The sequence below is a fragment of the Bradyrhizobium sp. USDA 4474 genome (assembly GCF_054057515.1).
The window spans coordinates 821,574-842,008 of sequence record NZ_JBSRZJ010000002.1 but is presented as its reverse complement, the minus strand read 5'-3'; the positions used below and the strand labels follow the sequence as shown (position 1 = coordinate 842,008).

The window sequence follows — 20,435 nt, the reverse complement described above, 5'->3', positions numbered from 1 at the left end:
GTCTGCGTCGCGTTGCTCTAGCCCTTCTTCAGGAACACATACTCGGCCGAGTAGGGCGCGCTTTTGAACTCGCCGGCCTTGTCGCAAGCGCCGTCGAGCTTGCCGCCATGGGTGTTGATGCGCTGGACCGTGGTGACCGGCGTCAGCACGCCACTACCGCGATGGGCGGTGACCTCCAGCTTCAGCCAGGGGATATCGGCCGGCGTGGCGCCCGGCGCGCTGCCTGCGACCTTGCCGGCGACGGCGCTGCCGTCGGCGTGCTGCCAGTTCGGCCCGGCATAGTGGCGGCCGATCGTCTTGCCCTCGGCGAGCAGCGTCGCGATCGGCTCGCGGAACGCCCAGGCGAGCTTGCCGTCGGCGCCGGCCTTGCACTCATAAATCTGCGCGCCCTCGGCGTGGACGCTGAGCACGACGTTCTGGCCCGGTGCGGCGATGGCGTCGGGAAGCGTCCCGCCCGCCCCCGCTGGCGCAGTCACGGCCGCGAGAAGCAGGCAGGGGACGGCAAGCTTGGTGGACATGGTCGGATCTCCGCAAGGGGGCTCTCAAAAAATTCGGGCCGCGCTGAAAGACGCGGCCCGTGATGATGTCTAGCCCAGGCGGGTGAAATCCGGACGGCTTACGCCGCCAGCGCCTTCACAAGGTTGTCAGCGACCTTGTCGAGGAAGCCGGTGGTCGAGAGCCAGCGCTGATCGGCGCCGACCAGCAGTGCGAGGTCCTTGGTCATGTAGCCTTGCTCGACGGTGTCGACGCAGACCTTCTCCAGCGTGGTCGCGAACTTCGCGAGCTCGGGATTGTTGTCGAGCTTGGCGCGGTGCGACAGGCCGCGGGTCCAGGCGAAGATCGACGCGATCGAGTTGGTCGAGGTCTCCTTGCCCTTCTGGTGCTCGCGGTAGTGACGGGTCACCGTGCCGTGGGCAGCTTCCGCTTCGACGGTCTTGCCGTCAGGGGTGAGCAGCACAGAGGTCATCAGGCCGAGCGAGCCGTAGCCCTGCGCGACGGTGTCGGATTGCACGTCGCCGTCGTAGTTCTTGCAGGCCCAGACATAGCCGCCGGACCATTTCAGCGCCGAGGCGACCATGTCGTCGATCAGCCGGTGTTCGTAGGTCAGGCCCTTGGCGTCGAACTCCTTCTTGAACTCCTTGTCGAAGATCTCCTGGAAGATGTCCTTGAAGCGGCCGTCATAGACCTTCAGAATCGTGTTCTTGGTCGACAGGTAGACCGGATAGCCGCGCAAGAGGCCGTAGTTGAAGGAGGCGCGGGCGAAGTCGATGATGGAGTCGTCGAGATTGTACATCTCCATGGCGACGCCGGCGCCGGGAGCCTTGAACACTTCCTTCTCGATCACGGTGCCGTCCTCGCCGACGAACTTCAGCGAGAGGGTGCCCTTGCCCGGGAACTTGATGTCGGTGGCGCGGTACTGGTCGCCATAGGCATGGCGGCCGATGATGATCGGCTTGGTCCAGCCGGGAACCAGGCGCGGCACGTTCTTGCAGATGATCGGCTCGCGGAAGATCACGCCGCCGAGGATGTTGCGGATGGTGCCGTTCGGCGACTTCCACATCTGCTTGAGGTTGAACTCCTTCACCCGCGCCTCGTCGGGGGTGATGGTGGCGCACTTCACGCCGACGCCGACCTTCTTGATCGCCTCGGCGGCGTCGATGGTCACCTGATCGTTGGTGTGGTCGCGGTACTCCATGCCCAGGTCGAAATACAGCAGCTCGACATCCAGGAAGGGGTTGATCAGCTTGTCCTTGATGTACTGCCAGATGATCCGGGTCATCTCGTCGCCATCGAGCTCGACGACGGGATTGGATACCTTGATTTTTGCCATGATCGGAGAAGCCTTCTTGGAACTGGTGGAAATCTCCCGCGCTATAGCACCGCGCGGGGGCGGGCGAAAGCGGAGCGGTTATGCAGTTTCAGCCCATCTTTTCGCCGGGATCAGCCCCTCTAGAAGGCAGCCTGGGTGGCCGTGCCGGCCACGATGTACCAGGTTACGAACAGGCCTGAGATCAGGGCGCCGGGCAGGCTCGATCCGGTCCGTCGCCAGGTGAAGGTGGCGATCACGGCGACGATGGCGAGCAGCGGCACGAACTGGATCGCGACGATGGTCGAGAGCGGCACGAAACCGGGGTCGGGCAGCGGGTTGAACAGCTTTCCCGTCAGCCAAAGCGTGCCGTATTGCAGGACCAGCAGCACGACGAAGCCCAACGTCAGCGCCAGGATGTTGGTCAGATAGAGTGCGAGCCGCGGCGCCTCCATGGTCGAGAAATTCCGGTGCAGCACGTGCAGCGCCACCACGAAAAACGCCGTGAATGGAATCAAATAGGTCAGGAAGATCAGAACCTGCTTCGGGTTCATCAACTTCAGCGCGACGATCCAGAAGCGGAAGTCGATCTTGAAGGCGAGGTCGGCAAGCCAGAGCGCGGCATAGCCCACTGCGACCGAGGCGACCGCAATCACGAGTGACTGGCCAAGCAGACCGGCCCGGCCCTTGCGCTTCGGGGCCAAGCCCATCAGCGCCAGCGTGATCAGCCCGTTGATGATGGCCCAAACCAGGATCTGGTTGGTGATGCCCTGCGGCAGGAACGCTGACGGCGTCACGAAGCTGCCGCCCAAAGCGAAGGCCGGGTAGTAGGTCAGTGCCGGGATGAACGCGGACAGGATGAACGCGGCGGTCCAGCGCCTGCCGGTGGCGGCGTGATGGGGCGGCATGGTGCCGTCGGGGACAGCGGGAAGGCGCAGACGGGAGAACATCGGCGCCTCGAGCAGGCCATCGAAAGTGCCGATCAACAGCACGACAAAGCCGACGAACGCAATGAGCGTGCCGAGTTCTTTCCGGAACCAGATCTGGTCGTCGGCCGGCCGGGGCGTACCGCCTTGCAACGTCCTAGCGAACCAGTCGAGGCTGTATCCGATCGCTTCATGCGAGATGTGCTCGGCCGGGTGCGTCATCGCGGGGGTGTAGAGCACGCGGGCGGTGCCGGCCGCCGGGTCGCCATAGACCTTGCCCGGCTCGACCGGCCCCTGCGTGCCGAACATCGCCCACAGCTTCGGGCTCTTGGTGACATCGCGGGCAACATCGACGCCCCACATCAGGGTGGAGAATTCCTCATACTGGGCAAACACCAGCGCCGCATTGCGCGGCCAGTTCGGTGTGCCGTCGGCCGCGAATGGCTTGCCGGTGGAGGAGCCCTCCAGCACCATCGACTTGTAGCCGTCGGGCATCGCGGTGGCTGCGGCCAGGACTGTCCAGCCGCCCATCGAGTGACCCTCGAGGCCGATATTGGCCTTGTCCACCATCTCGAGGCTGCGCAGATAGGCGAGGCCGTCAGGGCCGCCGAAGCCGTTGGCGAAGGCGGGCGGGTCGCTGTAGCCGTGGCCGGTCTGGTCCAGTGCCAGCACGACATAGCCGCGGCGGGCGAATTCGATGGCGAAGCCGTCCTGCGTCTCGCGCGAATTGATGTAGCCGTGGACGGCGAGGATGCCGGGTGCCGGGGTCTGCGCAGTGGCATTGGCGGGGATGTAGAGCAGGGCGCTCATGGTGTTGCCCTTGGCGCCCTTGAACCTGACATCCTGGATCCGGATGCCGCCCGAGGTCTGGGTCAGATGGGCGATGAAACCGCCCACTGCGATCAAGACCAACCCCAGAAGCGCCAATTTCCATCGGCTCAGCATCACCATCCCCCCACTCAATTGTTGCTTCAGCTCAGGCCCTTTCGGCTTCGCTTTGGTTGTGCTTGATAGCCTTATCCGAAAGCAAAGCGCGCGCAAGCCGGGCGGTGAAACCGTCCCCAATTGAGGTGCGATTGCAGTTTCGCAAACGCCGCTAACCCTGTTATCTCCGCTCAAGAAATTGCGCCGCACGGAAGGCGGGCGGGTGGCCGCGGATGAAGCTTTGGATCAGCGTCTTCAGACGGAGGTTCGGGGTCTTTCCGAAGCGGAACGAGACGAAAGCTGAAGCAGAAAGTGGAATGAGATGTCCGGCACCGACAAGACCAAGGTTGGGCTCGCCCTCGACGGTCCCATCGTGATCCTGGTCGAGCCGCAGCTCGGCGAAAACATCGGCATGGCCGCACGCGCCATGGGCAACTTTGCCCTGAGCGCCTTGCGCATCGTCAACCCGCGCGACGGCTGGCCCAACATCGCGGCACAGCGCGCCGCCGCCGGCGCCGACCACATTCTGGAAAAGGTCGAACTGTTCGACACGGTCGAGCAGGCGGTCGCCGATCTCGATTTGCTGTTCGCCACCACCGCACGCCCCCACGACCAGGCCAAGCCTGTGGTCGGGCCGGAGGCCGCGGCCGCCGAGATCTCCGGGCATGTTGCGACTGGCGGAAAGGCCGGCATCCTGTTCGGCCGCGAGCGCTGGGGCCTGACCAACGAGGAGGTCGGGCTTTCCAACCGCATCATCACCTTCCCGGTCAATCCGGGCTTTGCCTCGCTCAACCTGGCCCAGGCGGTGCTGCTGGTCGGCTATGAATGGTTCAAGCGGGCGACGGCGGGCGCGCTTCCCCATGCCATGCCGGAACGTTCCGAGCGCGCCTCGCAGCACCAGATGCAGGCCTTCTTCGACAATCTCATCCGCGAGCTCGACCGGGTCGAATTCTTGCGCCCGGCGGAGAAGCGCGACACCATGCTCGTCAACCTGCGCAATATCTTCAGCCGGATGGAGCCGACCAAGCAGGACATGCACACGCTCCACGGGGTGGTGATGGCGATCGCCGAGGGACGCAAGGGCCCGGCCAAAGGCGGCGTGCTCGACGGCGAACAGGCGACGCGCCTGCGCGCGCTCTTGGCCGAGCACGGGCAGGGCGGCGGCGTGCCCGACAGCGGCTCAACGGTGCGTGGGCTGGCCCGCCTGCTCCGCCGCAACCCGACCGATGCCGAGCGCCTGCTGTGGCAGGTACTCACGCGCGACCGCCGCTTCGCAGGTCAGTTCAAGCGCCAGACCCCGGTCGGCCGCCACATCCCTGATTTCGTCTCATTCCCGCACCGGATCGCGATCGAACTGGTCAATCCGGGCGAGGGCGACACCATCGCGGCCGACCGCGCCTCGCGGCGGGCCTGGCTGGAAGCGCGGGATTACCGGGTGATCGATATTCGCGCCGTGGATGTGGAGCGCGCTCTCGAGGCGGAGCTGGTGCGGCTGCAGGGGATGATGGAGCAGACGACCTAGCCCAAGCGCATCGCGGTTTTCGCAACCATGGGCTGTGCAGAGGCTTGATTGGTTGCTATGACAGTGCCCGGAATCCGGTTGGGGACTGCATGTTTGGAGTGACGGGCCGTGCACTCATTGGCGCGGCAGCAGGCGGAAGCGCGTTGGCGATGACGATCGTGTTCGGCATATCAGGCGCTCGCGCCGAAATGCCTTTGAACGCCAAGTGCTACACGCCCGTCAGCATTGCGCTCGATGACCGCATCGCGGGCTGTACCGCCTTGATTCAGGCGGCAACTGCTATGCAGCAAAGCGTTATCATGACGCATTTTCGCCGCGCCATGCTTTACCGTCAAAAAGGTGAGCCCGGCCTTGCGATCGCGGATTACGATCGGATCATCGAGCACGATCCAGGCAATTTGGACGCCCGTCTTCAGCGAGCCTTTGCGCATAGCGAGAGGCGCGAAACCGACGCTGCGCTTGCGGACTACGACAAAGTCGTCGAGCTCGATCCCAAGTCCGTATACGCCCGTCTCGGGCGTGCCCGAATCTATCAATCAAAAGGAGATCTTGAGGGCGCCATCGCTGATCTCGATCAAGCCCTTCTGGTCCATCCCGACAATGTCATCGTCCATGTCGACCGAGGCCTCGCCTATCTCCGCAAGGGCGATTTGGATCGGGCCATGGCCGACTGTGACCGAGCAGCCGAGATCAGCCCGGAAACCGGTGGCGGCCAATTGTGCCGCGGCCGGGTTTACTTCGCCAAGGGCGACAGAGGGCGCGCATTGGCCACGCTCGATCAAACGATGCCGATCAAGCCAAGAAAGGAGTATTTCTACTACTTCCGAGCTGCGTCGTTTTCTCAACTGGGCGAATTCGAACGCGCTATCGCCGACTATGACCGGATCATCGAGCTGAACCCCGGAAGCCGATTTGTCTACGGCTGCCGCGGCGTCGCCTATGCTCAAAAGGGCGACTACGATCACGCCATTGCCGATTACGACCAGGCGATCCAGCTGGCCCATCGGGAGCAGGAAAACCGAGGCGATCGGCAGGCTCAGGTTCAAGGTCAGGACAGTGAGCCCATTTCCCCGTCCGTCGGTGGTGACTCATTGGCACTTGCTTCGGGGGACGGCCCTCTGCTCCGCGCTCGGGGAGCGGCCTACCAGGCGAAAGGCGACCTCGACCGTGCGATCGCAGACTACGATGAAGTGATCCGCCTTAGTCCCAAGGACAAGGATGCACTCGGGCTCCGTGCCAACGCGTACAAGGCCAAAAAGGACTTCGATCGCTCGCTTGCGGACTACGATCAGCTGGTGCAAATCGATCCCAAGGATGCCCGCGCCTATTTCCACCGCGGAAGACTCTATTGGCAGATTGCGTCATTCACAAAATCGCTGGCCGACTTCGATCAGGCGACGCAGCTCGATCCAAAGTTTGCCTATGCCATCCTATGGCGCGAAATCGTTGCAAAGCGCAGTGACCAACCGAGCCAGCTGAGCGAGGCTGCCAGGCAGCTCGACGCGACGAAATGGCCCGCGCCGATCGTCAATCTCTTTCTCGGTACGATGACGCCGGAGCAAGTGCTCGACGCTGCCGACGACGCCGACCCCAGGAAGAAAAAAGGGCAGGTCTGCGAGGCCAATTTCTATAGTGCCGAATTAGCTCTGCAGCGCGGCTCCAGGGACGGGGCGTTGAAGCTGTTCGAACAGGCTGCAGCCGATTGTCCGAAGACCTTTATCGAGAAGCCGGCTGCCGACGTTGAGCTTGCCGCGCTGCGAGCGAGCCGGTGAGTGCAATCAGGCAAGGTCTCACAGGGTGAGCAAGGCGACTTGTTCGAGATGGGGGCCGGCGTGAAGCCCTCTAAGCCTCATTTATTGGCACGTTTCGTGCCTCCCAAGGCGGCAAGGCCCACAATGCCTGCCCAAGGGGAGACCTGACATGAAACGCGACGACCTCACCGAGAAGCTGCTCGACATCAAGCGTGAGAAGGGCTGGAGCTGGAAACATGTCTGCGAAAAGATCGGCGGCTATTCCGAGGTGCTGATCGTTGGCGCGATCATGGGCCAGATGAAACTCACAAAACCACAAGCCGCCAACGCTGCCGAGCTGTTCGGCCTCACCAAGGCCGAGACTGCGATGCTCAACGAGGTGCCGATGCGCGGCACCGGCACGCCGATGCCGCCGACCGATCCGCTGATCTACCGCTTCTACGAGATGGTGATGGTGAATGGTCCGGCCTGGAAGGCGCTGATCGAGGAGGAATTCGGCGACGGCATCATGTCGGCGATCGACTTCGACATGGGCATCGAGCGCGTCGCCAACCCGAAGGGCGACCGCGTCAAGATCACGATGTCCGGCAAATTCCTGCCCTACAAATATTACGGCGCCAGCGGCAATGTGCCGGAGTACGGCTTCAAAGAGGGCGAATAGCGAAGTGCGGGTAGCGAATGGAATCTGCTTTCCATTCGCTACTCCCCATTCGCCTCAAAGGATCGCGCCGGGCGTGTACTTGGCCGCCTCGGGCTTCGCCTTCGCCAGCGCATCGACCTGCTCGGCGAAGTAGTCGACCTGAGCGCCGGCATCACCTGAATTGGCACGGCCGTGCTCGAGCACTTGGCTGAGTTCGGCTTCGCTGAGGCCGAGACGCTGATCGGCGGCGAGGCGCTTGAGCAGGTCGTTCTGCACGATCTTGCCGGTGCGCAGGTCGCGGATGGCCGCGACCGCGTGCTCCTTGATCGCCTCATGCGCGCCTTCGCGGCCAGCGCCCTTCTTCACCGCCTCCATCATGACGGTGGTGGTGAGCAGGAAGGGCAGATACCGATTCAGCTCGGTCGCGACGACGGGCATCGAAGATTTCCATCTGGTCGAGCACCGAGAGTAACGTCTCGAGCAGACCGTCCATGGCAAGGAAGGCATCGGGCAGCATGACGCGGCGAACGACCGAGCAGGAGACGTCGCCTTCGTTCCACTGGTCGCCGGCAAGGCCCGCGGCCATCGCGAGATAGCCTTTCAACACGACATGCAGGCCGTTGATGCGTTCGCATGAGCGGCTGTTCATCTTGTGCGGCATCGCGGACGAGCCGACCTGGCCCTTGGCGAAACCTTCGCTGGCGAGCTCATGGCCTGCCATCAGGCGCAACGTCTTGGCGAAATTGCCGGGCCCGCTGGCGAGCTCCGTGAGCACGCTGACGGCGCGGAAGTCGAGACTGCGCGGATAGACCTGGCCGACCGCATCGAAGCTTTGGGGCAGGCCGAGGTGCTTGAGGATCTGCTTTTCGAGCGCGCGCGCCTTGCCGGCGTCGCCGTTGAACAACGTGATCTGGTCCAGCCTTGTGCCGACCGCGCCCTTCAGGCCGCGGGCCGGGTAGGTGTCGAGCACGCCAACCAGGCTCTGATGCGACACCAGCATCTCCTCGCCGAACATGGCGATGCGCTTGCCGAGCGTCGTGACCTGCGCAGCGACGTTGTGCGTGCGCGCCGTGAACGGCATGTCGCGCAATTGCTTGGCGTGTTTGGCGAAGCGAATGAGCGCGGCGATGCTCTTGGTTTCGATCAGCTGCAGACCGCGGTAGACCTGGAGCTGCTCCACGTTCTCGGTGAGGTCGCGGCTGGTCATGCCCTTGTGCAGGTGCTCGTGACCGGCGAGATCGCAGAACTCCTCGATTCGAGCCTTGACGTCGTGCCGGGTGATGCGCTCGCGCCGCATGATGGAGTCGAGGTCGACCTGGTCCTTCACGCGCTCGTAAGCTTCGATCACGCCATTGGGCACCGGAATACCGAGATCGCGCTGGCCTTTCAGCACGGCGATCCAATAGTCGCGTTCGAGGCGAACCTTGCCCTCGCCACTCCAGATGGCGCGCATCGCGGGCGAGGCGTAGCGTTGGGCGAGGACGTTAGAGATGTGATCGTGTGACATGCCGCCCATTTGGCATTGCCAGGAGCCGGCTGCAAGCCCGAGAGGGCGGGCGGCGCGTGGCCATCCGCCGCCCGCTGTGAAGCTTACTTCCCGGCCTTCACCTCCGCAGCCGCGACCGCCATCAGCTCGCTCATCTTGCTCCGAATCGCCTGCTCGGTGAGGGCCACATTCCCAGCAGCGAAATCGGCCGCGAGCTTGCGCAGGACGCCGCCGCTGCCGGCCTCATCGAAATCGGCCGCGACCACCTCCCTGGCGTAGGCGGCGGCGGCATCGCCCGTGATTCCGAGCTTTTCGGCCGCCCACAGCCCCAGCAGCCGGTTGCGGCGAGCCTCCGCCCTGAATTTCTGCTCCTCATCGAGGGCAAATTTCTTCTCAAAGCCTTCTTCGCGCTTGTCGAATTCGCTCATGCGTCTTCCGAGTCCTTCGGTCTCTGGCCGTGGTGGCCCTCGTTGCAAGGGCCCCCACGCATGCCTAGATAGAGGGCAGGATCGGCGAAACAACGAGCCGTAAAGCCGCAGGCAAGGCGGTATAAGTCAGCGTCGGAAGGGCCGGATCGATTGTGCTGGGACAGCCAATCGGATAGGTTGCCTGAAGGCTCGGTTCCCGTTCTGTTTCCTTTGGTTTTCTTTGGAAATTTGATGGGTTCCAGGCCGTTCACGGCAGCTCCGCTGTGGGTCGTAACCTGGTAACCGGAGCACACCAAATACATGGATTTCAACAAAACACGGTACATCCCAATGAGCCGTCGGCGTCGCATTTATGAAGGCAAGGCAAAGGTTCTTTACGAAGGTCCGGAGCCCGGTACCCTGATCCAGCACTTCAAGGACGACGCCACCGCGTTCAATGCGAAGAAGCATCAGGTGATCGAGGGCAAGGGTGTCCTCAACAATCGCATCTCGGAGTACCTGTTTCAGCACCTCAACGACATCGGGGTGCCGACCCATTTCATCCGCCGTCTCAACATGCGCGAGCAGTTGATTCGCGAGGTCGAGATCGTGCCGCTCGAAGTGGTGGTGCGGAACGTTGCCGCCGGCTCGCTGTCGCAGCGCCTTGGCATCGAGGAGGGCACGCAGCTGCCCCGTTCGATCATCGAGTTCTATTACAAGAACGACCAGCTCAACGACCCCATGGTGTCGGAAGAGCACATCACCGCCTTCGGCTGGGCCACGCCCCAGGAGATCGACGACATCATGGCGCTGGCCATCCGCGTCAACGATTTCCTCACCGGCCTTTTCCTCGGCATCGGCATCCGCCTCGTCGACTTCAAGATGGAGTGCGGCCGCCTGTTCGAGAACGAGATGATGCGCATCATCGTCGCTGACGAGATCTCGCCGGACAGCTGCCGTCTGTGGGATATCAAGTCGAACGAGAAGCTCGACAAGGATCGTTTCCGCCGTGACCTTGGAGGCCTGCTCGAGGCTTACACGGAAGTCGCAAAGCGCCTCGGCATCCTCATGGAGAACGAGCGACCGCAGGGCACGGGTCCCGTGCTGGTGAAGAGCTGAAGAGGATTTCGACGTGAAGGCACGTGTTACCGTTACCCTGAAGACGGGCATCCTCGATCCGCAGGGCAAGGCCATCGAAGGCGCGCTGAAATCGCTCGGCGTCGATGGCGTCGCCAGCGTGCGGCAGGGCAAGGTGTTCGACATCGAGCTCGCCGGCGCCGATAGGGCCAAGGCCGAAGCCGCGCTGAAGGATGCCGCGGACAAGCTGCTCGCCAACACCGTGATCGAGAACTATCGGGTCGAGCTGCTCTGATGAAAGCCGCCATCCTCGTCTTTCCCGGAATCAATCGCGAGCGCGACATGGCGCGGGCGTTGAAGCTGATCTCGGGCCACGAGCCCGCGATGGTGTGGCACGCCGAGACGTCGCTGCCTGCGGGCACCGACCTCGTGGTGGTGCCGGGCGGCTTCTCCTATGGCGATTATCTGCGCTGTGGCGCGATCGCGGCGCGGGCGCCTGTGATGGACGCGGTGCGCGACTATGCGGCCAAGGGCGGCCTCGTGCTCGGCGTCTGCAACGGTTTCCAGATTCTCTGCGAATCCGGCCTGCTGCCGGGCGTCTTGATGCGCAATGCGCGGCTGAAATTCATCTGCAAGGACGTGCATCTGCGCGTCGAGCGTTCCGATACGCCGTTCACCCGCGGCTACAATGCCGGTCAGGTGATCCGCGTGCCGGTGGCCCATGGCGAAGGCAATTACGAGGCGGATGAAGAGACCATCAAGCGCATCGAGGGCGAGGGGCGGGTGCTCTATCGCTACTGCTCTGCGGACGGGCTGGTTGATGAAAGCCACAACATCAACGGCGCGGCGCATTCGATCGCCGGCCTCGTCAACGACAAGGGCAACGTGCTCGGCATGATGCCGCATCCCGAGAACCACGTCGAAGACATCATGGGCTGCACCGACGGCCGCGGCCTGTTCGCCGGCCTCACCGCGCATCTGGAAAAGGCGGCGTGATCTCGCGTTGAAGCTATGCGGCGGCCTCAGGCCTTCCGCTTCACCCGCTTGATCGTGCCCGAAAACGTGAACAATTGCCGCGTGCCTGACATCATCTTGCCGCGCAGGAAGATCAGCGAACCGCCGGCGCGGCTGACTTCGCCGGTGCATTCGATCAGCTCGCCCTCCCGGGCCGCATCGAGGAATTCGCAGGCAAAATTGGTCGTCACGGCCCTGCTATCCAGGACATGGGTGGCGATCGCGAACAGGGAGTAGTCCGCGAACGCCATATAGCAGCCGCCATGGACGTTGCCGGAGCCGTTGAGGTGCTTTTTCTCGACCCGGAAGGCGCAGCGGACGCTGCCGTCGGGCTCGATCCGATGCCAGAAGGGGCCGACATGGGATTCAAAACTGTCGCGAATCCAGGTCCGCCAGCCCTCAAATTCCCCCTCGGTGGCGATGTGGAGGTCGGGACGGCGGGGCGGCGGGGCTTTGGTCAGTTCGTGCAAGGAAATAGGCCTTCAATTGCGGGTCTTTGGCCCTTAAATCCGATCCGTCAGCGCCTTGCAATTCCGGATCGCCGCCGACCCCGCTTGCAAAACGTGGGACAGCGGGAAAATGCGCCATAAAGGGCTTTTCGAGAGCCCCCGATGTTCCTAAGAACGGCCAAACGCCGCCGAAAGCCCAAAATCCATGAAGAACGAACCCAAGATCACCCCCGAACTGGTTGCCGCCCACGGGCTCAAGCCCGACGAATATGAGCGCATCCTGAAGCTGATCGGGCGGGAGCCGACCTTTACCGAGCTCGGCATCTTCTCGGCGATGTGGAACGAGCACTGCTCGTACAAATCCTCGCGCATCCATCTCAAGGGCCTGCCGACCAAGGCGCCCTGGGTGATCCAGGGACCGGGCGAGAACGCCGGCGTCATCGACATCGGCGACGGCCAGGCCGTGGTCTTCAAGATGGAGAGCCACAACCACCCGAGCTACATCGAGCCCTATCAGGGTGCAACGACAGGCGTTGGCGGCATCCTGCGCGACGTGTTCACCATGGGCGCGCGCCCGATCGCCTGCCTGAACGCGCTGAGCTTCGGTGCGCCCGAGCATGCCAGGACGCGCCATCTGGTCTCCGGCGTCGTCGCAGGTGTCGGCGGCTACGGCAATTCCTTCGGCGTGCCGACGGTCGGCGGCCAGGTGCGCTTCCACACCCGCTACGACGGCAACATCCTGGTCAACGCCATGGCGGTGGGCCTCGCCGATGCCGACAAGATCTTCTATGCGGCGGCCTCCGGCGTGAACATGCCGATCGTCTATCTCGGCTCCAAGACGGGCCGCGACGGCATCCACGGCGCCTCGATGGCGTCGGCCGAGTTCGACGACAAGTCCGAGGAGAAGCGCCCCACCGTGCAGGTCGGCGATCCCTTCGCCGAAAAGCTGCTGTTAGAGGCCTGCCTCGAGATCATGGAGAAGGGTTGCGTCATCGCGATCCAGGACATGGGCGCGGCGGGTCTGACCTGCTCTGCAGTGGAAATGGGCGCCAAGGGCGACCTCGGCGTCGATCTCGATCTCGACGCGGTGCCGACGCGCGAGCCCGGCATGAGCGCCTATGAGATGATGCTCTCGGAGAGCCAGGAGCGCATGCTCATGGTGCTCAAACCCGAGAAGGAAAAGGAAGCCGAGGCGATCTTCAAGAAGTGGGGTCTCGACTTCGCCGTGGTCGGCTACACCACGCCGAGCAAGCGTTTCGTGGTCAAGCATGGCGGCGACGTCATGGCCGATCTGCCGATCAAGGAGCTCGGCGACGAAGCGCCGCTTTATGACCGTCCGCATGTCCCGTCTGCTGCGTTGCCGATCGTGCATGCGCGCGAGGTGCCGGCGCCGATGGCGCTCGGCGCTGCCCTGGAGAAGCTGATCGGAACGCCCGACATGTGCAGCAAGCGCTGGGTCTGGGAGCAGTACGACCACGTCATTCTCGGCAACACCATGCAGCGCCCCGGCGGCGACGCCGCCGTCGTGCGCGTGCAGGACGGGCCGAAGGGCCTGGCGCTGACCGTCGACGTCACGCCGCGTTATTGCGAGGCCGATCCGTTTGAAGGTGGCAAGCAGGCGGTCGCGGAAGCCTGGCGCAACATCACCGCGGTCGGCGGCAAGCCGCTCGCGATCACCGACAATCTCAACTTCGGCAATCCTGAGCGCCCTGAGATCATGGGCCAGTTCGTGGGCTGCCTGAAGGGCATCTCGGAAGCCTGCCGCACGCTCGATTTCCCGGTCGTCTCGGGCAACGTCTCGCTCTACAACGAGACCAATGGCCGCGCGATCCTGCCGACACCGTCGATCGGCGGCGTCGGTCTGCTCGACGACTTCACCAAATCGGCGTCGCTCGCCTTCAAGGCGGAGGGCGAAGCGATCCTCCTCGTCGGCGAGACCCATGGCTGGCTCGGTCAGTCCGTCTACTTGCGCGACATCTGCGGTCGCGAGGAGGGCGCGCCGCCGCCGGTCGATCTCGCCGCCGAGAAGCGCAACGGCGATTGCGTGCGCGGCATGATCCATGCGGGCACCGCGACCGCGGTGCACGACCTCTCCGACGGCGGTCTCCTGATCGCACTCGCCGAAATGGCGATCGCGAGCGGCATCGGCGCAAAGCTGCTTGCGGCGCCGACCTCGCTCGTCTCGCAGGCCTATTGGTTCGGCGAGGACCAGGCGCGCTATCTCGTCACCGTGCCGGAAATCGAAGCCGGCCGCGTGCTCGCCAAGATGCGCGGCTGCGAGGTGCCCTGCGTGCGGATCGGCACCACCGGCGGCGATGCCATCGCGATTGCGGGCGAGACGCCGGTTACGATCGAGCGCCTGCGGACATCGCACGAGCGCTTTCTGCCGGAATATATGGGTGGGAAGGCGGCCTGAGCCGCCTTCACACTCACAGGACCTTCTTTGCCCCGGGGATCTGGCGCAAGGCCCGCGTCAGCGCCCAGCTGAACGCGACCGTCAGCACGAATCCAATCGTCGCCTTGATAATCGCCGGCAGCTCATAGTCGAACAGCCAGTATTGCAGCCAAAGCGCGATCGGGTAGTGCACCAGAAACATGCCAAAGGCGTCCGCCTGCATCGGATCGAGGAGCTTGGCCGAGCCCGATTGTCTGAACCTCTGGAAAAAGGCCAGGATCAGAAACATGATGGCCACGCTGAAGACGGCGAAGCAGAGCGCATAGAGCCCCTCATACCAGTTCGGCAGCGGTGACGGATTGCCCAGTATTTCGCGCTTGATGTAGATCAGCACCCAGAGCAGGCAGTACGGAACGATCGCCAAGACCATCCAATCCCAGCTGACCTTCGCCATCCGGCCGTCGGGCGCGAGCAACCCGCGATCCATATTCGCGACGCCGACGCCGGCCCCGAAAAAGAAGTAGCTCGCATAGAGCAGCACGCGGCCGTGCTGAACCGAGAACGGTCCGAACTCGAACCAGCTGCTTGGCCCGAAATACATCAGCCCGGGAACATAGAAGGCTGCAGTGACGGCAAGCATGACCGCGAAGAACGCTGCGGGCCGGCGCCGACCGTGCAGCGAAAGGCGATTGATGGGATCGAGCAGGTTGGGCGATAGTCGATGCAGGATGCAGGCGACTACATCGAAGGCGAGCAGAACCCAGAGAAACCAGATCGGCCCGCTGGGCCACGGGCCCTTCGTGACCATGTTCCACCAGTATTCCGAGAAGCCGATCTCGGGGTTGTGCCGGAGCGAGATGGCGTAATAGGCGAGCGGAATGATCGTGAATGCGCAGATCACGAACGGCAGGCCAAGCCGCAGCAGGCGATCCGCCAAATAGGTTCGTGCTCCCTTGCGGGCGATGCCTGACCACGCAAACAAGCCCGACAGGAAAAAGAACATCGCCATGAAGAAGCTGTCGGTGGCGAGCACGATCATGTCGAAGCCGAAGAAGAACTTCGGGTCGGTATGGCCGAAATAGGTGTAGGGAATCACGGCGTGATGCAACAGCACCACCAGCGTCAGGAAGGTGCGGGCGCGGTCGAGCGACAAATTGCGCGCCTTGGCCTTCGGTTCGGCTTGCGCCTCGGCGCCGAGTACCGCGGTCTGTGACATCGTCATCATGGTCGCCCCGATTGCGCTTCCGTACCGGCCGGACTGTGCCGCCGGGAACCCGATTCAGCAAGCGTAGTTTGTGCCGGGACAACCTTCTGTCGTGACCCTAGGAACCCGTTCCGAGCGACGCGGTTACCGTTCCGAAACGGGTAAGAGGCCGCCGATGGCGGTGGCCAATGCTGCGGAGCGGGCGATGACGATCTTGAAATGGGCGCTGATTTTCCTGCTGATCTCGATCGTGGCCGGTGTGCTCGGCTTCACGGGCATCTCGGCGGCTTCGGCCGATGTCGCCCGTTTACTGTTCTATGTCTTCGTCGTGATCTTCCTGGTGTTACTGATCCTCGGGCTCACGATCTTCAGGGCGTAGGGCGCAAGCAGCCATGAAGGTGGTTGGCCGGGACGGCGCCCGGCGATGACTGTGGCGCTGCAGCGCGAGCCTACCCCACTTCCTCGATCTTCACCTTGTCCGGGTAGAAGGCGAGATGGCCTGATATCTCCGTCATCGCGGGGAAGGGTGTCTCGTAGGTCCAGATCGCGTTGTCGAGCGTCTTGCCGTCGACCTTGATGCTGTAATAGCTGGCGTCGCCCTTGTAGGGGCAATGGGTGGTGCGGTCGGTACGCTCCAGCAGCGCCATGTTGGCATCCTCCCGCGGCAGATATTGCACCGCCGGATATCTGGCCTCCTTCAGTGTCAGCGCCTTGGCGCTCTCGGCAATCACGAGATCGCCCGCCGTGACGCGCACGCGACGGGGGTTTCGGGTGATCGTGATCGGGTGGTCGGGGCCTGGAAGCTTCATGATGTCACGCCTTTTCGATCGATCCGCCGCGCGCGGCACTTTGTCGTGGCTTTATCCTGACGGGATCAGGGATATAGTGCCGCAAGGCGTGACGTAGAAGGCCGTTCACGCTAAGTTTGGCGCTGCCGGCGAGGGGACCCCGGCAAGCGATTCGACGCCGAGGCTGTGAGCCGACGACACAGGAGCAAGACCCGAATGCCCATGGACGCCCACGATATCGAGGCGATGATCAAGGCAGCGATCCCCGATGCCGAGGTGACCATCCGTGACCTAGCCGGCGACGGCGACCACTATGCCGCGACAGTGATTTCGGAATCCTTCCGCGGCAAGTCCCGCGTCCAGCAGCACCAGATCGTCTACCGGTCCCTGCAGGGCCAGATGGGCGGCGTGCTGCATGCGCTGGCGCTGCAAACCGGCGTGCCAAGCCCTTGAACGGATTGCACCTGACCTGATCGCGCGACGGGGACGCTGATGGCTGCGGACAATCCGCGCGGCGCGATGTTTCGCGTGATCGTGCCGAACCAGCCCAGCCGCGTCACCAATGCCGAGCTGTTCTTCGACCTCGTCTTCGTCTTCGCCGTTACGCAAGTTTCGCACACCCTGCTGCACCAGTTCACGCCGCTCGGCGCGATCGAGGTCACGCTGCTGTTCCTGGCCGTGTGGTGGGTGTGGGTCTACACCGCCTGGGTCACCAACTGGCTCAATCCCGAGCTGACGCCGGTCCGCATCCTGATCTTCCTGATGATGCTCGGCGGCCTTGTGCTGTCGACGACCATCCCGAGCGCGTTTGACGGTCGTGGCCTGTGGTTTGCGATCGCCTATGCGGTCATGCAGGTCGGACGCACCGCGTTCTGGCTGTTCGCAACGCCGCGCCATCGCACCGCCGTGCGGCACAACGCGCTCCGCATCCTGGTCTGGCTCTGCGGCTCCGCGGTGCTTTGGGTCCTCGGCGGCTTGGCGCATGGAGAGGAGAGGCTGTGGTTCTGGATCGCGGCGCTCGCGATTGAATATGTCTCGCCCGCCGTGCGCTTCTGGGTGCCGAAGCTCGGCTTCTCCTCGGTCGAGGCCTGGGCCGTCGAGGGCGGCCACATGGCCGAGCGCTGCGCCGGCTTCATCATCATCGCGCTCGGTGAGGCCGTCGTCGTCAACGGCGCGACCTTTGCTGAACTCGACTGGACCGCGGAGAACATTCTGGCCTTCGTCGCCGCGCTGGTCGGCAGCATCGCGATGTGGTGGGTCTATTTCGACAAGGGCGCAGAGGCCGGCTCGGAGCGGATCTCGAAATCAGCCGAATCCGGCCGGCTGGCGCGGCTCGCCTACACTTATCTGCACATGCCGATCGTCGCCGGCATCATCCTGACCGCGGTCTCGGACGAATTGGTGCTGAAGCACCCCTCGGGTCATTCCGACGTCCGAACCATCGTCAGCACGATCGGTGGTCCCCTGGTGTTCCTGGTCGGTACCATCCTGTTCAAGCACTCGATCCGCGGCTTTCTCCAGCTGTCCCACGGCATCGGCATCATCCTGCTGCTGGCGCTGTGGTGGTTCGCCGCCGATCTCTCGCCGCTGTGGCTGACGGTGGCGACCAGCGTGATCATGATCGTCGTCGCGGTGTGGGAATCCGTGTCGCTCGGGTCGCAGCCGGACGAGGCTGAGAGGCATTAAGGCGCCGGAGCCTTACTCCGCCGCCTCCAGCGCGTGCACCGAAAACATCTTCGCTGCATCCGTCCAGCTCTCGCGCACCCGCCACCCGGCGCCTTGTGCCAGCGCGGCGAAGCGTTCGAGGCTGTATTTGTAGCTGTTTTCGGTGTGGATGCTCTCGCCGGGCCGGAACGAGAAGCTGGTGCCGAGCAGACGCACGGTCTGGCTCTTCCGGCTGATCAGGTGCATCTCGATGCGGTGCCGGTCGTGATTGTAGATCGCGCGATGGGTGAAGGCGGAGAGGTCGAAATTGCCGCCGAGCTCACGGTTGATCCGCACGAGAACATTGAGGTTGAAGCGTGCGGTGACACCGGCCGCATCATTATAGGCAGCGTGGAGCAGGCGCTCCTCTTTCTCGAGGTCGGCGCCGATGATCATCTGCGCGCCCTTGCCCAGGATCTGGCGGGCGCTCTTCAGGAATGCCTGCGCTTCATGCGGCTCGAAATTGCCGATGGTCGAGCCCGGGAAGAAGCCGACCTTCGGCATCGACGCGACTGCCTTCGGCAGCTCGAACGGCGTGGTGAAGTCGGCGGCCACCGGATAGATGCCGAGCGAGGGGAAATCGCGCTTGAGCCCGTTGGCCTGCGCCTTCAGGAAGTCGCCGGAGATATCGACGGGGACATAGGCCGCGAATTTGGACTGGTTCAGCAGCAGCCGGACTTTCGTCGTTGCGCCGGCGCCGAACTCGACCAGTGCGGCATTCTCGGGAATGATCTTTGCGATCTCGCTGCCGCGCTCCCTCAGGATCGCAAGCTCGGTGCGCGTCGGATAATATTCCGGCAGGCGCGTGATCGCCTCGAACAGCTCCGATCCGGTCGCGTCATAGAAATATTTCGGCGACAGCTTTTTCGGCTGCTGGGAGAGGTCCTCGATGGCCTCACGGGCGAAGGCGGTGGTCTGCTCGTCGGGGAGATGGGCTTCGGCCAAAGCGATGGCGTGCACATTCATGATACTCTCCTGAACGCGCTGTCCGGCGCGCATTTGTCGTCGGATGAGAACTAGTCGTAGTCAGCGAGCCGCAACCCCGTGAATTGCCACCGGTGGTGCGGATAGAAGAAGTTGCGATAGGTGACGCGGCTGTGACCATCAGGCGTCGCCAGCGAGGAACCGCGCAGCACCAGCTGATTGACCATGAACTTGCCGTTGTACTCGCCGAGCGCGCCTTCGACGGCGCGATAGCCCGGGTAGGGTGAATACGAACTGCGGGTCCACTGCCAGACGATGCCGAAGGGGTCATTGAGCTGGCCGGCGCGTGCCGCGACCTCCCATTCCATCTCGGTCGGCAGATGCTTTCCCGCCCAGCGCGCGAACGCGTCGGCCTCGTAATAGCTGACGTGGCAGACGGGCGCGTCTGGATCGACCGGCTTGAGGCCGGCGAGCGTCATCACCTGCCATCCGCCGTCGGCCTCGCGCCAATGGCCCGGGGCTTGCCAGTCTTCCTTGGTTGCGGCGGCGAAACCGTCCATCAGCCACAGCGTCGCACGCTGGTAGCCGCCGTCGCGCATGAAGGCGAGCCATTCGCCGTTGGTGACGAGATTGCGCGCGATCTTGACGGGGCCGACGAGCGCGCGATGTGCGGGCTTCTCGTTGTCGAAATGGAAGCTGTCGTCGACATGGCCGACGGTGTGGATGCCTTCGTTGAGCGTCAGCCAGTCGTCCCCGGCGCGCGTTGCGGACGGAAAGCGCCACTCCTTGTCGTAGGCCGGATAGACCGGGTTCTGCGCGAAGGCGTGCAGGATGTCCGTGAACATCAATTCCTGATGCTGCTGCTCGTGGTTCAGCCCGACCTCGACCAGCGGCGCGACGGCGCGGAGCTTGTCCTCGCCGGCCTCCCGGAAGAATTTGACGACGGCGGCATCGACATAGCTGCGATAGGCGCCGACCTCGGTGGCGCTGGGCCGGGTGATGTCGCCGCGATGATTGCGGGCATGGCGCGGCCCCGCGCTGACGTAATAGGAATTGAACAGGAACGCGAAATCAGGGTGAAAGGACCGGTAGCCCGGGGCATGCTCGCCGAGCAGAAACTGCTCCCAGAACCAGGTGGTGTGGGCCCGATGCCATTTGACGGGACTGGCATCCGGCATCGACTGGATCTGCTGGTCCTCCGGCGAGAGCGGTGCGGCGCGGCGTTCGGTCTCGTTGCGGACGGCGAGAAAAGCGCTCTCCAGCCTCCGGGTGAGGCCAACAGAAGCGGCCGATTGTGACGAAAGCGGCGGACTGGCCGGTGCGGAGGCTTGTTTCGTCACGTTTTTCTCCAGACAGGACAAGAGAACGTTGTTGGCGATACCAGGTTCCAAAACCCAGGTTCGTCCTAAATGGGGGC

Annotated in this window: 21 protein-coding genes; 10 read left to right on the top strand and 11 right to left on the bottom strand. The window is 63.6% G+C overall.

Features of this window, described 5'->3' with window-relative positions; all coding sequences use genetic code 11:
* Positions 1–17: 17 nt before the first annotated feature.
* From ACVW16_RS05880 to ACVW16_RS05870, 3 genes are all read right to left on the bottom strand, one after another.
* Entirely contained in the window at positions 18–518 is a 501-nt protein-coding gene (locus ACVW16_RS05880; protein WP_456735614.1) for a DUF3455 domain-containing protein, read from the bottom strand.
* 98 nt (positions 519–616) lie between these two features.
* On the bottom strand, positions 617–1,831 hold the full coding sequence (locus ACVW16_RS05875; protein WP_456704414.1) for an NADP-dependent isocitrate dehydrogenase: 1,215 nt from the start codon (positions 1,829–1,831) through the stop codon (positions 617–619).
* 119 nt (positions 1,832–1,950) lie between these two features.
* Positions 1,951–3,630: an alpha/beta fold hydrolase gene (locus tag ACVW16_RS05870; RefSeq protein WP_456802608.1), complete on the bottom strand. Its 1,680-nt coding sequence runs from the start codon at positions 3,628–3,630 to the stop codon at positions 1,951–1,953.
* A gap of 349 nt (positions 3,631–3,979) precedes the next feature.
* Between ACVW16_RS05870 and ACVW16_RS05865 the strand changes: the two genes are divergently transcribed.
* From ACVW16_RS05865 to cynS, 3 genes are all read left to right on the top strand, one after another.
* Positions 3,980–5,179 carry a TrmJ/YjtD family RNA methyltransferase gene (locus ACVW16_RS05865; protein WP_456735612.1) on the top strand — a complete coding sequence of 400 codons (1,200 nt, stop codon included), beginning with the start codon at positions 3,980–3,982 and terminating at the stop codon, positions 5,177–5,179.
* Positions 5,180–5,328: 149 nt separating this feature from the next.
* The gene (locus ACVW16_RS05860; protein ID WP_456738633.1) at positions 5,329–6,951 is read left to right on the top strand and encodes a tetratricopeptide repeat protein; all 1,623 of its coding nucleotides are present in this window, start codon (positions 5,329–5,331) and stop codon (positions 6,949–6,951) included.
* Between the two features lie 148 nt (positions 6,952–7,099).
* Positions 7,100–7,591 carry a cyanase gene (cynS, locus tag ACVW16_RS05855; RefSeq protein ID WP_456735610.1) on the top strand — a complete coding sequence of 164 codons (492 nt, stop codon included), beginning with the start codon at positions 7,100–7,102 and terminating at the stop codon, positions 7,589–7,591.
* Positions 7,592–7,645: 54 nt separating this feature from the next.
* On the opposite strand, the gene ACVW16_RS05850 is transcribed toward cynS, so the two are convergent.
* The 3 genes from ACVW16_RS05850 to ACVW16_RS05840 form a co-directional block, all read right to left on the bottom strand.
* Positions 7,646–7,936, bottom strand: coding sequence for a hypothetical protein (locus tag ACVW16_RS05850; RefSeq protein ID WP_456802244.1), 291 nt, complete (start codon positions 7,934–7,936; stop codon positions 7,646–7,648).
* A complete protein-coding gene (locus tag ACVW16_RS05845) occupies positions 7,902–9,077 on the bottom strand; it encodes a lyase family protein (protein WP_456802243.1) in 1,176 nt (391 codons plus the stop codon). Before ACVW16_RS05845 ends, ACVW16_RS05850 begins: the two co-directional genes overlap by 35 nt.
* 83 nt (positions 9,078–9,160) lie before the next feature.
* Positions 9,161–9,484, bottom strand: coding sequence for a DUF1476 domain-containing protein (locus ACVW16_RS05840; RefSeq protein ID WP_456735608.1), 324 nt, complete (start codon positions 9,482–9,484; stop codon positions 9,161–9,163).
* 330 nt (positions 9,485–9,814) lie between these two features.
* On the opposite strand from ACVW16_RS05840, the gene purC reads away from it, so the two are divergent.
* The 3 genes from purC to purQ are packed head-to-tail and all read left to right on the top strand — an operon-like array spanning position 9,815 to position 11,536.
* Positions 9,815–10,582, top strand: coding sequence for a phosphoribosylaminoimidazolesuccinocarboxamide synthase (gene purC, locus ACVW16_RS05835; RefSeq protein WP_172782948.1), 768 nt, complete (start codon positions 9,815–9,817; stop codon positions 10,580–10,582).
* Positions 10,583–10,595: 13 nt separating this feature from the next.
* Positions 10,596–10,835: a phosphoribosylformylglycinamidine synthase subunit PurS gene (purS, locus tag ACVW16_RS05830; RefSeq protein ID WP_456704407.1), complete on the top strand. Its 240-nt coding sequence runs from the start codon at positions 10,596–10,598 to the stop codon at positions 10,833–10,835.
* Positions 10,835–11,536, top strand: coding sequence for a phosphoribosylformylglycinamidine synthase subunit PurQ (gene purQ, locus ACVW16_RS05825; protein ID WP_092228040.1), 702 nt, complete (start codon positions 10,835–10,837; stop codon positions 11,534–11,536). The genes purS and purQ overlap by 1 nt, the downstream gene beginning before the upstream one ends.
* A gap of 26 nt (positions 11,537–11,562) precedes the next feature.
* On the opposite strand, the gene ACVW16_RS05820 is transcribed toward purQ, so the two are convergent.
* Positions 11,563–12,024 carry a PaaI family thioesterase gene (locus ACVW16_RS05820; RefSeq protein ID WP_456735607.1) on the bottom strand — a complete coding sequence of 154 codons (462 nt, stop codon included), beginning with the start codon at positions 12,022–12,024 and terminating at the stop codon, positions 11,563–11,565.
* A gap of 184 nt (positions 12,025–12,208) precedes the next feature.
* Between ACVW16_RS05820 and purL the strand changes: the two genes are divergently transcribed.
* Positions 12,209–14,419: a phosphoribosylformylglycinamidine synthase subunit PurL gene (gene purL, locus ACVW16_RS05815; protein ID WP_456735606.1), complete on the top strand. Its 2,211-nt coding sequence runs from the start codon at positions 12,209–12,211 to the stop codon at positions 14,417–14,419.
* Positions 14,420–14,432: 13 nt separating this feature from the next.
* Here purL and ACVW16_RS05810 read toward each other — a convergent pair whose 3' ends face one another.
* Complete coding sequence (locus ACVW16_RS05810; protein ID WP_456735605.1) at positions 14,433–15,623, bottom strand: acyltransferase family protein; 1,191 nt, start codon at positions 15,621–15,623, stop codon at positions 14,433–14,435.
* A gap of 184 nt (positions 15,624–15,807) precedes the next feature.
* Here ACVW16_RS05810 and ACVW16_RS05805 point away from each other — a divergent pair, with 184 nt between their 5' ends.
* Positions 15,808–15,981 (top strand): DUF1328 domain-containing protein, encoded by a 174-nt coding sequence (locus ACVW16_RS05805; protein ID WP_456738189.1) that lies wholly within the window; start codon positions 15,808–15,810, stop codon positions 15,979–15,981.
* 70 nt (positions 15,982–16,051) lie between these two features.
* Here ACVW16_RS05805 and ACVW16_RS05800 read toward each other — a convergent pair whose 3' ends face one another.
* The gene (locus ACVW16_RS05800; protein ID WP_456735604.1) at positions 16,052–16,411 is read right to left on the bottom strand and encodes a DUF427 domain-containing protein; all 360 of its coding nucleotides are present in this window, start codon (positions 16,409–16,411) and stop codon (positions 16,052–16,054) included.
* 195 nt (positions 16,412–16,606) lie between these two features.
* Between ACVW16_RS05800 and ACVW16_RS05795 the strand changes: the two genes are divergently transcribed.
* Both ACVW16_RS05795 and ACVW16_RS05790 read left to right on the top strand, forming a co-directional pair.
* Complete coding sequence (locus ACVW16_RS05795; protein ID WP_092228036.1) at positions 16,607–16,843, top strand: BolA family protein; 237 nt, start codon at positions 16,607–16,609, stop codon at positions 16,841–16,843.
* 39 nt (positions 16,844–16,882) lie between these two features.
* Positions 16,883–18,076 carry a low temperature requirement protein A gene (locus ACVW16_RS05790; RefSeq protein ID WP_456738632.1) on the top strand — a complete coding sequence of 398 codons (1,194 nt, stop codon included), beginning with the start codon at positions 16,883–16,885 and terminating at the stop codon, positions 18,074–18,076.
* Between the two features lie 12 nt (positions 18,077–18,088).
* On the opposite strand, the gene egtD is transcribed toward ACVW16_RS05790, so the two are convergent.
* Together egtD and egtB are read right to left on the bottom strand one after the other, a co-directional pair.
* Complete coding sequence (gene egtD / locus ACVW16_RS05785) at positions 18,089–19,060, bottom strand: L-histidine N(alpha)-methyltransferase (RefSeq protein ID WP_456735602.1); 972 nt, start codon at positions 19,058–19,060, stop codon at positions 18,089–18,091.
* A gap of 50 nt (positions 19,061–19,110) precedes the next feature.
* The gene (gene egtB, locus ACVW16_RS05780) at positions 19,111–20,409 is read right to left on the bottom strand and encodes an ergothioneine biosynthesis protein EgtB (protein WP_456735601.1); all 1,299 of its coding nucleotides are present in this window, start codon (positions 20,407–20,409) and stop codon (positions 19,111–19,113) included.
* Positions 20,410–20,435 lie beyond the last annotated feature (26 nt).